At 63.1% G+C, this 14,415-nt stretch carries 12 protein-coding genes and 2 pseudogenes; 8 read left to right on the top strand and 6 right to left on the bottom strand.

Annotation, left to right across the window (positions count from 1 at the left end; genetic code table 11):
• Window positions 1-111: 111 nt before the first annotated feature.
• Complete coding sequence (locus GXB81_RS10235; RefSeq protein ID WP_205989050.1) at window positions 112-1,038, bottom strand: LysR substrate-binding domain-containing protein; 927 nt, start codon at window positions 1,036-1,038, stop codon at window positions 112-114.
• A gap of 124 nt (window positions 1,039-1,162) precedes the next feature.
• Here GXB81_RS10235 and GXB81_RS10230 point away from each other — a divergent pair, with 124 nt between their 5' ends.
• Window positions 1,163-2,254 (top strand): tartrate dehydrogenase, encoded by a 1,092-nt coding sequence (locus GXB81_RS10230; protein WP_167038804.1) that lies wholly within the window; start codon window positions 1,163-1,165, stop codon window positions 2,252-2,254.
• Between the two features lie 289 nt (window positions 2,255-2,543).
• The gene (locus GXB81_RS10225; RefSeq protein ID WP_167038802.1) at window positions 2,544-3,854 is read left to right on the top strand and encodes an MFS transporter; all 1,311 of its coding nucleotides are present in this window, start codon (window positions 2,544-2,546) and stop codon (window positions 3,852-3,854) included.
• Window positions 3,855-3,952: 98 nt separating this feature from the next.
• On the opposite strand, the gene GXB81_RS10220 is transcribed toward GXB81_RS10225, so the two are convergent.
• Window positions 3,953-4,369, bottom strand: a complete 417-nt coding sequence (locus tag GXB81_RS10220; RefSeq protein ID WP_167038800.1) for a DUF4279 domain-containing protein — start codon at window positions 4,367-4,369, stop codon at window positions 3,953-3,955.
• Window positions 4,370-4,740: 371 nt separating this feature from the next.
• Between GXB81_RS10220 and GXB81_RS10215 the strand changes: the two genes are divergently transcribed.
• A complete protein-coding gene (locus GXB81_RS10215) occupies window positions 4,741-5,484 on the top strand; it encodes a hypothetical protein (protein ID WP_205989049.1) in 744 nt (247 codons plus the stop codon).
• A 64-nt stretch (window positions 5,485-5,548) separates the two neighbouring features.
• Here GXB81_RS10215 and GXB81_RS10210 read toward each other — a convergent pair whose 3' ends face one another.
• On the bottom strand, window positions 5,549-6,808 hold the full coding sequence (locus GXB81_RS10210; RefSeq protein WP_205989048.1) for a multidrug effflux MFS transporter: 1,260 nt from the start codon (window positions 6,806-6,808) through the stop codon (window positions 5,549-5,551).
• Window positions 6,809-7,164: 356 nt separating this feature from the next.
• On the opposite strand from GXB81_RS10210, the gene GXB81_RS10205 reads away from it, so the two are divergent.
• Together GXB81_RS10205 and GXB81_RS10200 are read left to right on the top strand one after the other, a co-directional pair.
• Window positions 7,165-7,974: a class I SAM-dependent methyltransferase gene (locus tag GXB81_RS10205; protein ID WP_205989047.1), complete on the top strand. Its 810-nt coding sequence runs from the start codon at window positions 7,165-7,167 to the stop codon at window positions 7,972-7,974.
• 137 nt (window positions 7,975-8,111) lie between these two features.
• A pseudogene (locus GXB81_RS10200) lies at window positions 8,112-8,288 on the top strand (transposase); the annotation flags it as partial.
• Window positions 8,289-8,299: 11 nt separating this feature from the next.
• Here the strand turns inward: GXB81_RS10200 and GXB81_RS10195 are convergent.
• Together GXB81_RS10195 and GXB81_RS31375 are read right to left on the bottom strand one after the other, a co-directional pair.
• Window positions 8,300-8,707, bottom strand: a complete 408-nt coding sequence (locus tag GXB81_RS10195; protein WP_167038792.1) for a DUF1493 family protein — start codon at window positions 8,705-8,707, stop codon at window positions 8,300-8,302.
• 172 nt (window positions 8,708-8,879) lie between these two features.
• A pseudogene (locus GXB81_RS31375) lies at window positions 8,880-8,972 on the bottom strand (IS5/IS1182 family transposase); the annotation flags it as partial.
• 294 nt (window positions 8,973-9,266) lie between these two features.
• On the opposite strand from GXB81_RS31375, the gene GXB81_RS10185 reads away from it, so the two are divergent.
• A complete protein-coding gene (locus GXB81_RS10185; protein ID WP_205989045.1) occupies window positions 9,267-10,511 on the top strand; it encodes an aromatic ring-hydroxylating dioxygenase subunit alpha in 1,245 nt (414 codons plus the stop codon).
• Window positions 10,512-10,661: 150 nt separating this feature from the next.
• Window positions 10,662-10,787: a hypothetical protein gene (locus tag GXB81_RS31750; protein WP_275691441.1), complete on the top strand. Its 126-nt coding sequence runs from the start codon at window positions 10,662-10,664 to the stop codon at window positions 10,785-10,787.
• A 413-nt stretch (window positions 10,788-11,200) separates the two neighbouring features.
• Here the strand turns inward: GXB81_RS31750 and GXB81_RS10175 are convergent, their stop codons facing one another.
• A complete protein-coding gene (locus tag GXB81_RS10175) occupies window positions 11,201-11,590 on the bottom strand; it encodes a hypothetical protein (protein ID WP_205989043.1) in 390 nt (129 codons plus the stop codon).
• Between the two features lie 811 nt (window positions 11,591-12,401).
• Between GXB81_RS10175 and GXB81_RS10170 the strand changes: the two genes are divergently transcribed.
• The gene (locus GXB81_RS10170; RefSeq protein WP_205989070.1) at window positions 12,402-14,411 is read left to right on the top strand and encodes an amylo-alpha-1,6-glucosidase; all 2,010 of its coding nucleotides are present in this window, start codon (window positions 12,402-12,404) and stop codon (window positions 14,409-14,411) included.
• The last annotated feature ends 4 nt before the right edge of the window (window positions 14,412-14,415 follow it).

The raw sequence follows: 14,415 nt of genomic DNA, 5'->3' as shown, positions 1-14,415 counted from the left end.
GGAAGCACGAAGAAGTGTCCCCGAAGCTTGTAGCTTCAGGGGCCGCAAGACCAGCATCAATAAGACAACTCGGAAAACACAACCACAGCCGCTCATTCTCACCCGACCACCCTACCCAGCCACCCTCACCTCACCACCCAGATCCCGCGCAATAAACTCCACGAACGCGCGAATACGATTCGACATCTGATGCCTCGGCGAATACACCGCGAAGATATCCGCGTTCGGCGTGTCGTGATCGGGCAGTAACTGGACCAGCGAGCCGTCGGCGAGATACTGCTCGATGTCCCACTCCGCGCGCATCAGGATGCCGTGTCCCTCGAGCGCCCACTTCACGGCGATCTCGCCGTCGTTGGTGGTCAGCGAGCCCTTGATGCGCACCGCTTCCGTCCTGCGTGCCGCGCCCCGTCCCGAAGTCAGGCGCCACACGCCATAAGCTTCGTCACCCTGACGGATGCCGATGCAGTTGTGGCGCGTCAGATCATGCGCGGTCTGCGGCACGCCGTGCGCCGCGATATACGACGGTGCCGCGCACAGCAGGCGCCGGTTCGCCGCGAGGCGGCGCGCGACCACGCGCGTATCGGGCGGCTCGCCGAAGCGGATGCAGACGTCGAAGCTGTCGTCGGTCAGGGGCGGGGGCGTGACCGAGAGCTGCAACTGCACCGACACCTGCGGATACTTCGCGACGAAGCGCGAAATGGCCGGCCCGACGTGGCTGCGCCCGAAGCCGAGCGTTGCGTTCACGCGCAGCAGACCTTTCGGTGTCTTCTTCGCCGAGCCGAGCAGTTCGGCCAGTTCGTCGATTTCATCGAGAATCCGCCGCGCGCGCTCGACATACAGCTCGCCTTCGGGCGTCAGCATCATGCGGCGCGTCGTGCGATTGACGAGCGCGACGCCCGCGCGCTGCTCCATCTGCGTGAGGTGCTTGCTGACCGCAGCGGCCGTCAGCCCCAGTTCGCGCGCGGCCGCGCTCAGGCTGCCGGAGGCGGCGAGCGTCGAGAAAAAGCTCAGATCTGATGGCTGGACGGTAGCGCTCATCGCGTCCTCAGCCCCCTTTTATTTGTGAATGCAGGTTAAAGATGCTTTGAGTCTAGCACCGGTTTTTACCCGCGAGACAGCGCTAGAGTGCGATCACACCCTTCACACAGCACAGGACGGAGACATGAAAACCTATCGCATCGCAACCATTCCCGGCGACGGCATCGGCAAGGAGGTCGTGCCGGCCGGCGCGCAGGTGCTCGATACACTCGCGAAGAGCACGCGCGCCTTCACGTTCGAGTTCGAGAACTTCGACTGGGGCGGCGACTACCATCGCCAGCACGGCGTGATGATGCCGGAGAACGGGCTCGACGCGATTCGCGACAAGGACGCGATCCTGTTCGGCTCGGCGGGCGACAAGGACATTCCCGATCACATCACGCTGTGGGGGTTGCGCCTGAAGATCTGCCAGGGCTTCGATCAATACGCGAACGTGCGCCCGACGCGCATCCTGCCCGGCATCGACGCGCCGCTGAAGTACTGCAAGCCCGAAGACCTGAACTGGGTGATCGTCCGCGAAAATTCGGAGGGCGAATATTCGGGCGTCGGCGGCCGCGTGCATCAGGGCCATGCGATCGAAGCCGCGACCGACGTGTCGGTCATGACGCGCGCCGGTGTCGAGCGCATCATGCGCTTCGCGTTCCGGCTCGCGCAGTCGCGTCCGCGCAAGCTGCTGACCGTCATCACGAAGAGCAATGCGCAGCGTCACGCAATGGTGATGTGGGACGAGATCGCGCTCCAGATCTCGAAGGAGTTTCCGGACGTCACGTGGGACAAGGAACTCGTCGACGCGGCGACCGCGCGCATGGTCAATCGTCCGGCGACGCTCGACACGATCGTCGCCACCAACCTGCACGCCGATATTCTCAGCGACCTCGCGGCCGCGCTTGCCGGCAGCCTCGGCATTGCGCCGACCGGCAACATCGATCCGGAGCGCCGCTATCCGTCGATGTTCGAGCCGATTCACGGTTCCGCGTTCGACATCATGGGCAAGGGGCTCGCGAATCCGGTCGGCACGTTCTGGTCGGTCGTGATGCTGCTCGAACACCTCGGCGAATTCGACGCAGCAAAGCGTGTGATGCAGGCCGTCGAAGCGGTCACCGCGAACGAGTCGCTGCATACGCGCGACCTCGGCGGCACGGCCACGACCGCCCAGGTGACGGCGGCCGTTTGCGCGTTCATCGAGAAAGCGGCGTCGGTGCCGAACGCCGCGTGAGTGCATGCGAGGTGCGAACGGAGCGCACCTCAGGCGCGACCTGAGCGCGCGATCGAGCACCGGCCAAAGCCTGGCCGGTGCTCGATCCGGCGGTTGCCTAAGTGTGACCTAAGCGCGACCCGAGCGCGACCTGAACGCACGGACCGTATTCGCTTCAGACAAGGCCGACGCGCGGCTATACCGCGCCATGACACGGCCAGAACACCATCCCAACCCGACTGGCGCGACCCGGAGCCGGCCAGCGTGCAAGCCGCGCGCGGCTCACGGCTGCGTGCCGCAGGAGGAGACAATGACTTCCGAACTCGAAAGCCGGGTGACCCGCAAGCTGATGCTGCGGATCATCCCGTTCGTCATGCTACTGTACTTCGTGAGTTTTCTCGACCGCGTGAATGTGGGCTTCGCCGCGTTGTCGATGAACAAGGCCATCGGGCTTTCGCCGACCGCCTTCGGACTCGGCGGTGGGCTTTTCTTCATCGGCTATTTTCTGTTCGAAGTGCCGTCGAATCTGATCCTTCACAAGGTCGGCGCGCGCCGCTGGATCGCTCGCGTGATGGTGTCGTGGGGGCTCGTGTCGCTCGCCTCCGCGTTCGTCGTCGGACCGAACAGTTTCTACGCGCTGCGCTTCATTCTCGGCGTTGCGGAAGCGGGTTTCTTTCCCGGCATCATCCTGTATCTGAGCCTGTGGTTTCCGGCGCGCCAGCGCGCGGTTGCGGCCGCGTGGTTCATGGCCGCCGCGCCGATCTCCACCGCAATCGGCTCGCCGATTTCCGGCGCGATCATGAAGCTGCCGCCCCTCGCCGGACTCGCCGACTGGCAAATGCTCTACATACTCGAAGCGTTGCCCGCGATCGTGCTCGGCTTTTTCGTGCTCAAGTATCTGACCGACAAGCCCGCGCAAGCGCAATGGCTTCAGCCGGAAGAGCGCGACTGGCTGATCGCGAAGCTGAAGCTCGAAGCCGACGCGCGGCATGCGCATGCGGGCCACACGGCGGGTGCGCTCAGCGCATTGCGCGATCCGCGCGTGCTTGCGCTCGCGTTGATCTACTTCGGCACCTCGGCGGGACTGTATACGCTCGGCTTGTGGGCGCCGCTGATTATCCGCCAATACGGTTTCGGCTCGTTCGAAACGGGGCTGCTGGCCGGCGTGCCGAGCGTGCTCGCGGTGATCGCGATGGTGTTGTGGGCGAGGCACTCGGACCGCACCGAGGAGCGCACGTGGCACGTCGTGATTCCGTGCGCGCTGGCTTGTGTCGGCTTCGTGTTCGCCGGCCATGCGAGCACGGCGTTGATGATCGTGCTCGCACTCGTGGTCGTGAACGTCGGGATCAGCGCGGCGAAGGCGCCGCTATGGGCGATGCCGAGCATGTTCCTGTCGGGTGCGGGCGCGGCGGCGGGGATCGCGATGATCAACTCGGTCGGCAATCTCGGCGGCTTCGTCGGTCCGTTCGCGATTGGCTGGCTCAAGAACGTGACGGGCGGATATGCCGCGGGCCTCTATGTGGTCGGCGCGACGCTGGCGGTGTCGGCGGTCGTGACGTTGATGCTGAGCCGGCAGTCGAAGCAGGATGCCGTGGCGATGGGGGAGCGGCACGGGCATTAGCGCGTTTCAGGCAGGCTGTTCCACCGCATGGATGAGTGGCGCCGCGTTCGATTTTTCGGGGCGCGCTGGGCCGTCAAGGCCAGCCCCGCGCAGTGATTCTAATCGCGGTACTCGTCGATCTCGATGGTCCCGCCAAGGGCTTCCATCATCGTGCGGATATCCTGCGGGATATCCGTTACACGGTCGCCACTTCGAGTGTTCCAGTAGCAGAAAAAGCGCAGTTTTACCTCTTTTTCGGCGACGACTTGTGGAAGATCGACGCGAGCGAGATTCAGTCTTTGGACGAGAAAGCGAAGATGCGGGGTGAGGTCGTTACTGTGTATGAATCGCTTGCTGCTCGAGCCCCACAGGCCGACACGACCGGGGCCGGCCAGGCGCCCCGATGGCGTCACAAAAGGCTCTCCTTTCGCTATAGCCGTGTCGGGCGACAAGCCGAAGTACTCGGTCCAGAACATGGGCACGACTGCATCGCCCATGACGTGAAACGTCGCATATGCCAGAGGATGGTTGGTCATTGGCCGATTTCGTTAGTTTGCCCAATCGTGGAAGTTTGCGATTGTGCAGCATGAAACCATCCAAAAAACTCCGCCGAAGCGGTCATCCCGTTCAGAAGCACACAACCGGGGCATCAGTGCATGCCGTGGTGTCGATCATGTTTTCGTCTTCGTTGTGAACTACGTGCATCGCATCGGCGCGTGTGAGGTTCACTCATTCGATCATCATGCATGCGACGCCGAAGCACTCTGGAACAGCCAGATCGAAAATGTATGACAAATAGGCCGCCTGGCATCTATGCTGAGGCATAGGAAGCACTCGCGGCTTGCCCGCTGCGCTGCGTTTCGAATCACTGGCCTTGCACCGTGACGTCACAAAACAGGGAGACAAGATGGCAACGCACGACTCTTCGCAGGCGCTCGACCCGTCGGACTATGTCGCTCAACATCTGCAGAATTTTTCTACGCCGGGACCAGCTTCGGTTACGAGCGGAACGCATCCGGCGTTCTTTGTATGGAGTTCTTATATTCTCGCGATAGCGGTCGTGCTATTTGCCGTATTGGCCGGCTTTGCCGCGCTAAAGGACGGCGGCGCGCCCTTCCGTCTCGGCAGGAGCATGAGCTTCGGCCGGCGTCTGTACGTGTGGTGGTCGTGCGCGTGGCGTCAGTACCTTGCCGGCATCCTGCTCCTTGTGATCTCGATGTTCGCTTTTCACTTTCTGATTCCCAGGGCGGTGGTGCCGCTCATGACGTTCTCATTCGACGTGCTCACGCCTGATTTTGCGAGGAATTCACGGGCATGGTCGCTTGCGATCGCGGCAATGCCGGCGATCGTGCTGTTCCTGATTTACATGCTCGCGAGCTTGCCGCTTGCAGGGTACATGGTGCGCGGCGGACTCGTTGCGCATGCGATACGCGGATCGGGCCGCTTCGGCTTCTGGCAGGCCACGCTGCTCGGGGTAACGACGTATGCGTGGGCCGTGCCCGCCAGCCTCGCGATGGCCGGCTTGGCCATTGCGTTGCCGCATCATGCGGAGAATCTGCTGCGTGCGGTTTTTATCGCGGCGTGGGGGATGTATATCGTGTTGCCGCGCCAGGTGCGCAGGATCGAGCGGTTGGGCGGCACGCTTCATTGATTGCGGGCTGCCAGTTTGGATGCGAGATGAGTGGCTTACTGCGTTGCGTCGCGTGTGCCGGTGCTCACGCAACCTCACTAGCCGCACACACAGCAGCCTCCGGCCGCGCCTGCTCCAGATGGCGCAGCAGCTTCGTCACCATCAGCACCACGACGAACGCGACGATCACGAAGAACACCGCGAGCGGCGTGAGAATCTGTACCGACACGAAGCCGGCGAGTCCCATCAGCGCCGACGACACGAGCAGCAGCGCACAGCCGAGGATCGCGCTCGTCAGGCCCGCGATGTGCGGGAACAGCGAATTGCCCTTGGCCATCAGCGTCGGATACATCGCGCCCGCGCAGAGGCCCATCAACAGGACGGGTATCGAGAGCGTCCACACGCGCAGGCCGACCGTCAGCGCGAGCAGCAGCATCGCGAGCGAGGCGCCCGCCATCACGCGCGCGCCGATGCGCAGCCGTTGCTCGGCGCTCGGCAGACGCGGACCGTGCAGACGGTTCGACAGGCCGCCGAGGAAATACATCATGCCGATGCCGAGCGCGAGATAGCCGAAGAACGTCGGCGGCCGGTGCAGCGTGTTCTGCACCATGAACGGTCCGATGATGTTGAACACGAGCAGGATGCTGTAGCACAACCCTTGCGCGAGGAAGCAGCTCTGGAACACCGGGCTCGATATCACCTTGCGCGCGTTCGCAATCAGCGTGCGCGGTTCGAGATGCACGGGCTTCGGCAAGGTCTCGCGATAGCGCCACAGCATCGCCCACATCACGATCGAATAGAGAAGCAGGAAGACGAGGCACGCGCGCCAGCCGAACAGGGTTTGCAGATGCGCGCCGATCACCGGCGCGATGATCGGCGCGAGTCCCCACGCGATCGACATGTACGTGAACGCGTGCATCAGCGCGGTGCCCGCGAACGAATCGGTGATGATCGCCTTCGAGAGCAGGTTGGTGGTCGCGATGCCGAAGCCCTGCAGGCAGCGGGCGAACACGAATGTTTCCAGATTCGGCGCCGTGAGCGACAGCAGACAGCCGATCGTAAACACCACGAGCCCGAAAGCGAGCACGCGTTTGCGGCCGTACGCATCGGAGACCGGTCCGAAGATCAGCTGGCCGAACGCGTAAGCGATCATGTAGCCGGTGACGCTCGTCTGGATGGCCTGCGGCGAGGTGGCGAAGTAGCGCGCCATCGCGGGCAGCGCGGGCACGTAGATGTCGATGGCGAGCTGCCCGGCGGAAGCGAACAGGCAAATCATGTACAGCAGGAAGCGCGGCGAGTTCGGCGCGGACTGGGGAAGGACGGACGTAGGGGTATCGGGGGTCATGACTGCGTAAAAAGGGGATTCTGGCGGCGCGGCATCGACGTGGACGTGTTCGGATTTGGAACAAATCCCGAACGAAAGCGGAGGCGCGGCACATGGTTGGTGCGTATTGTGCCTGTGGTTTGCGGGGAAGACGGGATTTCCCTGGTGGGGGAATGGATTGGGCGGCCTGTGGGGCGGCCGGGCGAGGTGGCGATTCGCATGGGCGAACGCGCAGGGCGAACTCGATGCCGCCGATGCCGGCGCGCCCTCGGCGTTGCCCGCGAAACTGCGCAGCAATGGTGCGTGCGCCGATAATGGACCCCCGTACGGCGAGTTTCCCGATCGCCTCGCTATCACCCTCACCGGACGGAACCGCCATGACCGCCCCGATTCCCTTTGTCCCCGACCGCTTCAGGTTCAGCGCGCCCCACTATCTGCTGGGCCGTCCCGCGTATTCTCCGCAATTGATCCGGCGCGTCGCGCAGTCATGCGAATTGCGCGGCTCGCATCGGCTGCTCGATCTCGGCTGCGGGCCGGGGCAGTTGTCGGTGGCGTTTTCGTCGTGGGTCGGCACCGGTCTCGCGCTCGATCCCGAAGCGGAAATGCTGCGCATCGCGGCCGGCCTCGGCGCGGGGCTCGCGCCGAACATCGAGTATCGCCACGGCAGTTCGTACGATCTGTCGCCCGCGCTCGGATCGTTCCGGCTCGCGGTGATCGGCCGCGCATTTCACTGGATGGACCGGCCCGACACGCTCGCGCGGCTCGATGCGCTGATCGAAGCGCAGGGCGCGCTGGCGTTGTTCTCGACTTCGCCCGTGGCGGATGCGTCGATTGCATGGCTCGCGCCCTATCGCGCGCTGCTCGATGAATATTCGAGCGACGATCCGGCGCGCGAGCAGCGCAGGGCCGAAACATGGGAGAGCCACGAGACGGTGCTCGCGCAGTCGGCGTTTTCGGCGCTCGAACGGATTGCGGTTATCGAAACGCGGCGCGTGTCGGTCGAAGCGCTGCGGGCGCGGGCCATGTCGATGTCGAGTCTGTCGCGCGAACGGCTTGGCGCGCGGCTCGATGAATTGCTTGCGCGCATCGACGTACTGCTGGAAGCCCATGCAAACGATGAAGGCTGGCTCGACGAGCGGATCGAATCGATCGCGTTGATCGCGCGGCGGCCGGTGAGTGGCGCGTGAGGCGACTCCGCTTCGGCTTCGTGTCGGATAACGAGCCCTGAAAACGAGCCCTGAATCGAGGCCGTTTCCTGAGGCTGCTTCTTAAGCGTAGCTAACACAACCGGGACATGAGGCTATGAAGGCCATATCCTGGCAGCATGTCCAGACGCAAAATCAGTAACGAGTTATGCGCGGCGCTGGAGCCGCTGATTCCGGTGTTCGCACCGTCGCCCAAAGGCGGGTGACGCCGCACGGTAGATGACCGTGCGGCCTTGAATGGCATCCTGTATGTCCTGCAAACGGGGATGCCATGGGAAGACCTGCCGCAGGCACTTCTGACAAAAGGCTAAATGGGCGGCTTGTGTGCGCGTTCAATGGCTTTGGTATCCCATCGGCCTACGCGTATCGCATCGAGCAGCATGCCGAGAGTCAGCGTGGGCTTACGGGGTAACAGGTTGACTGGCTTAAGCCTGAGCACGAAACGAACGAACGCCACCACAAGCACGGGAACGATGAGCAGGGCAAATAACGCATTTCCTTCGGGGCCGAAGTAGCGAAGAACGGGAAAGTTTTCACCGCCCGCAACATCGAACCGCTCAAAAAACTGATCGATGAATTCGAACGCATCGTCACCATCGATGCGCAGATCGTCACTGATGCTTGTTGATGGTGTGAGCGGCTCGGTTTTTCCGGCCCAAGGTATTTCTTCACGCGTGAATGCAACGAGCGCTTCCCATTGTGGATCATTCGCCAAGTCTGTCCGCCGGTTTGACGATCTCGTTGTAACGCTTCATGGTGCGATACATGATGAGCGTCGCATCATAGCCGAACACCATGAAGTCAAGAACCGGAACCATTCGGCCAACGACAGCGGCCAGGTGTGTTGTATATATCCACCTCACGCAAGAAACGGGATCAAACACCGTTCGGCGTCGCCCGCCTTTGGACGACGGTGCGAACACCGGAATCAGCGGCCCCAGCGCCGCGCATAACTCGTTACTGATTTTGCGTCCGGACATGCTGTCAGGATATGGCCTTCAGCCTCATGTCCCGGTTGTGTTAGCCACTCTAAGGCCACTTCCCGAGACTATTTTTCACCGTTGCCTCACAGGCCGTTTTTTTCATGGCACCGGTACGCCGCAGGTCGTTCGTTCACACGTGTGCGTCGACGTCGCGGAGCGTTTGCGCCAGGTCATGCCGGGTGTGCCGCCAGCGACGCCACGCTTTAGCCGCTTCAAGTAGACTGGCAAGGACGCCGGCCTCGATATGCGGGGCGGCAACCTTCCATCTGCCCGCGAACGGAGGCTTGATCCATGCATGCTGTTCCCCCGCTCGAACACGATATCGCCGATGCGGCCGTCACCGCGGAGCCTCTTCAGGCGCCGTCGCAGAATGCCGCTTCTGCCGCATCGCCAGCCGGTGCGCATGCCCCCGGCCGTGCCGCCCATGAGGCGCCCGTGCGCGATCTGCGCCGCGTTGCCATTCACCCGGACCATTGGTATCCGCTTGCGTGGTCGCACGAAGTGAAGCGCGGCAAGACGCATGGCGTGACCTTTGCCGGCGAGCCGATCGTGCTCGCGCGCACAGAGACCGGCAAGGTGTTCGCGCTCGAAGACCGCTGCGCGCATCGCCAGGTGCCGCTGCACCAGGGTGTCGTCGATGGCGAGTCGATCCGCTGCGGCTATCACGGCTGGACCTATGACTGCTCGGGCAAGTGTATCGACGTGCCGTACCTCGGCCGCGACCGGCTGCCGAACGGCGTGCGCTCGTATCCGTGCCGGGAAGTCGAGGGGCTGATCTTCGTGTTTCCCGGCGATGCCGCGCTGGCGGACCAGCGGCCGCTGCCCGGTTTCGGCTCGGTGTCGGACCCGAAGTACAGGACGCGCCGCTTCGGCCGTCCGGTCAATTGCCATTACTCGTTCATGCACGAGAACCTGATGGACATGAACCATCAGTTCCTGCATCGCCGGCAGATGGGCAAGATGCGTGCGCGTTCGGTCGGACGGCGGCGCGGCGAGGGCTGGGTCGAAGTCGATTACACGTTTGCGCGCATGGAGGGGCAGCAGCCGCTCGGCGAGGCGATCGTGTTCGGCCAGAATCGCAAGACCGGCGGCAACAACGACAAGGACGTGATGACGATCCGCACCGAGTATCCGTACCAGACGCTGCAAATCCGCAATGCCGAGCAGACGCTCGTGATGGACCTGTGGATCGTCTACGTGCCGCTCGATCGCGAGCAGCGCACCAACCGGACGTTCGGGCTGCTATCCATTCGCAAGCCCGGCATTCCGGGCGCGATGACGTTGCTGTGGCCGCTGCTCGTGTGGTTTACCGAGCGTATTTTCAAGGAGGATCGCGAGATCGTCGAGGCGGAGCAGCGCGCGCACGATGCGCAGGGCGCGGACTGGAATCACGAGGTGTTTCCGGTCATCAACGAACTGCGCGCGCTGCTGCGCGAATGCGGGGCGCCCGATCAGGTGGTGGGCGCGGGTACGGGCGATACCGCGGTGATCCGCTTCCTGGATTCGCGGCACGGCAACCCGATTGCGAAGACCTGAGCGGGGCAGTGTGCGGCGTGCGTTGCACGCCGCTCGCGAGTGGCGATCGGGGCAAGCGGTGCTTGATTGCACGCGAGTTTGCGCCGGTCGAGACGGGTCGCATGCGTGCCCGTGTACCATTGCGCTTTTTCCGAACTTCAAGAAACGCTCGTGACTACGCAACAAACCCCCACCAATTCGCGTAAATCCCTCACTCTGCTGCAATTGCTCGGCCTCATCGGCGGTGTGGCTTTGATCGTTGCGATCGCGCTGAATCTGTTGGTTCAGACGCGCTGAGGCACTGCTTGCTCCGCGAGCGATGGCGATGGGAATGCCACTTCGGCTGCTGAAACGGCTCCGACCGTCATTGCCCGCGCCGTTGTCCCGTATGGCGTTTCGATCGTAGTTGCAGATTGCCGGCGCCAGCCAGGTGGAGAATGATGCGCCGGATGGAGGAAGGCCTGTCCGAGTCGTCTCCGCCCCTGGGGCGCGGCAGAGATTACCCATCGTCCGGGCGCTACTGCGGATTTAATCCGATCCGACGGAACCGATCCTGCCACGAATGACACTCGGCCAGCTTTGGCACTTTGGGATTCTTATGTGTCAAGCCTAAGCCAAATCACGTGCAGGACGACAGCATATGGCCAACGCGTCCCGGCACACACCAACCCACAGTCGTCGTGCGTCGGGACGTTGAAATCGCATCCGCTTTAGCGAGCCGCAAATGCGCGAATCAACTTGTTATACAGTGGCCGTTGTTCCTCGTTGGCACTCCACCACTGGCGAAGTTCCATGAGCCCTCCGCCGAGATCCTTGAAGCCGACCGATTTGTAGAAAGTCTGCCCCGAGAACGCCATCAGCCTGACGGTACCGCCAAACCCCTTGCTTGCCGACATCGCAACGGCTTTTTCGATCAGCAACTCACCTGCTCCGGCAGCACCAGGGTGCGTGACGATGTTGTCGATCCAGAAAGCATCCTTTGCGTCTTCCTCTTTCGGAGAGACGCTGACGGTCATGATGCCGGTGGTATGTTCGCCAGCTGTTACCCGTACCGCATCCCCGGGCATGATTGACCCGTCGTTGACTTGATTCTGGATCATATCCACGACTTCTTCTACGGCACCGAGTCGGGTCGTCCAGTCCTCGTATTCCGTGGATTGTCTTGCTGCTCGAGGCGGTTATCGGCGGCCAGATTCGCCAAAATTCTCAATGCCCGCGCGAAGATTTTCGGCTTCCTGACGGACCCGAGAATTTTCAATCGAAGAAATCTGTACATGACGGCCGACTGGGTTAGCTCGCGTGGAAGTCTGCTGGCGTGTCTCCATCGCCGGCAATCCGGATAGCGTCCCCATGGCAGGCGCCGCCGTGGGAAATCTCTGAGTGCTGCCAGTCGCTTGTTGATGTGTCGAATGCGCTGAGGGTGCACCGTAACCACTCCTCGGGAGATCGAAGTTGCTGCCAAGCCGATGGGGATTTGCCACTTAGGTTGCCTCAATAGGTGCGAAAAAGAGCTGTTATATCCGACGGAGGCGAGATTGCTCTCGACCGAGGCGAACATATGAACATCTGTGAGAAGCACTATTTGAGATTCCCATTTCACATGCACTCGCGGATCGCCATGAGAATTTGCCAGCCAGCAAAAACTGATGCGCGATAACTGTTGCTGAGCGTTACGCGTTCTCTGCCGCAGTCTGGTTTTACACCGATGATCACCTGCGGGCAGTCCTCGTCCGAATCCTCCTCGCGGGCTTGCGTCTGGATGCCGTCGGCCCGTCAGTAGATCCGGCGCGCGGTGGAGACAGAGGCGAGAGTAGAAAGTACCGGCAAGAAGAACGGTCCCGTGAACACCCTCTGCGTGAATGTTTGGCACACTACGCCAATCGACGATTTCGCATGAGCGCGACCGACTTCATGACACGCATCGGATCACCCTTCGACCTCTCGCATCTCGAAGACGAATGGCTGGAAGCGGACGGCTTCGGCGGTTTCGCCTCGGGCACGGCCGGCATGCTGCGCACGTGTCGTTATCACGCGTTGCTGTTGAGCGCGACGCGCGCGCCGGGCGGGCGCATGGTGCTCGTCAATGGCGTGGAGGTGTGGCTCGAAGCGCACGGGCAACGCTTTCCGTTGAGCATGCAGCGCTATGGGCCGGACGTGATCTACCCGGACCTGCGCGGGAGTCTCGATAGCTTCGATACCGTGCCGTGGCCGACGTGGCGGGTGCGGGTCGATGCACGGACGGTGGCGATAACTGAAGCGTTCGTCAGCAAGGCAACCGGCGCAACAGTGCTGCGCTGGCGGCTCGAAGGCAACGGCCTCGGCGATCTTGGCGTGCCCGTGCTGAAGGTCAGGCCGTTGCTGTCGGGCCGCGATTATCATGCGCTGCATCATGAGAACCCCGCGTTCAACTTCAGCGCGCAAATCAGCGGCGACCAGTCGTGCGTAAGCTGGCAGCCGTATGGCGGTTTGCCTGTCGTTGGCGCGGCGACGAACGGCGTCTACACGCATGCGCCCGACTGGTATCGCAACTTCTGCTACGTGCGGGAACAGGAGCGCGGGCTCGATTACCGCGAAGACCTCGCGACGCCCGGCGTCTTCAGCTTCGACATCGCAAGCGGCGAAGCGGTGATGATCCTCAGCGCTTCGAGTGCTTCGAGCGCTTCGGGGAAGTCGGACACGGCAACATCAATCCCAATTGCCAACGACAAAACCACAGCCACCACTCACGCCGCCTATCTCGCCCAAACCGAACAGCAACGCCGCAACGCACTCGGCTCGCGCCTGCAACGTTCCGCCGATGCCTATATCGTCACGCGCAACGAAGGCCGCACGATGCTCGCGGGCTTTCCGTGGTTCACCGACTGGGGCCGCGACACCTTCATCGCGATGCGCGGCCTGCTGATCGCGTCGAACCGTCTCGACGACGCCGAAGCGATCCTGCTCGAATGGGCCGGCACGCTCTCGGAAGGCATGCTGCCGAACCGCTTCCCCGATTATGGCGACGCGCCCGAATACAACTCGGTCGATGCGTCGCTCTGGTTCGTCGTCGCCCTGCACGAGTATCTCGCGACGCAGCATGCGAGCGCCGCGACGCGCGCGCATCTGCAACAGGCGGCCGAAGCGATCCTCACCGGCTATACGAACGGCACGCGCTTCAACATCGCCGCCTGCGCCGACGACGGCTTGCTGCGCTGCGGCGTCCCCGGCGTGCAGCTTACGTGGATGGACGCGAAAGTCGGCGACTGGGTCGTCACGCCGCGCATCGGCAAGCCGGTCGAGGTGCAGGCGCTGTGGATCAACGCGCTGCGTATCGCCTCGGCATGGAACCCGCGGTGGCGGCAACCGGCCGAGCGCGCCACGCTCTCATTTCGCCAGCGCTTCGTCGACCCCGCCACGCAGGCGCTATTCGACAACGTCGACGTCGATCACGTACCCGGCACGGTGGATCGCGCGATCCGGCCGAACCAGGTCTTCGCGATCGGCGGTCTGCCGTTTCCGCTGCTCGAAGGCGCGGCGGCGCGCGCGGTGCTCGGTCAGGTCGAAGCGCAATTGCTCACGCCGCTCGGCCTGCGTTCGCTCGCGCCATCCGATCCCGCCTATCGCGGACACTACGGCGGCTCGCCGCTCGAACGCGACGGCGCTTACCACCAGGGCACGGTCTGGTTGTGGCTGATCGGGCCGTTCGTCGAAGCATGGCTGCGCGTGAACGGCGCGAGCGCGCCGAATCTCGCTCAGGCGAGGGCGCGTTTTCTCGCTCCGCTGTACGCGCATCTCGATTGCGCAGGCCTCGATCATCTGTCCGAAATCGCCGACGGTGATGCACCGCACACACCGGCGGGCACGCCGTTTCAGGCGTGGTCGCTCGGCGAATTGCTGCGCGTCGAAAACCTGCTGGCCCGATTCGGGCGCGGCGGCGCGTAAACCG

Source organism: Paraburkholderia sp. Ac-20336 (genome assembly GCF_017105025.1).
GTDB lineage: Bacteria > Pseudomonadota > Gammaproteobacteria > Burkholderiales > Burkholderiaceae > Paraburkholderia.
This window is presented reverse-complemented; position numbering and strand designations above follow the sequence as displayed.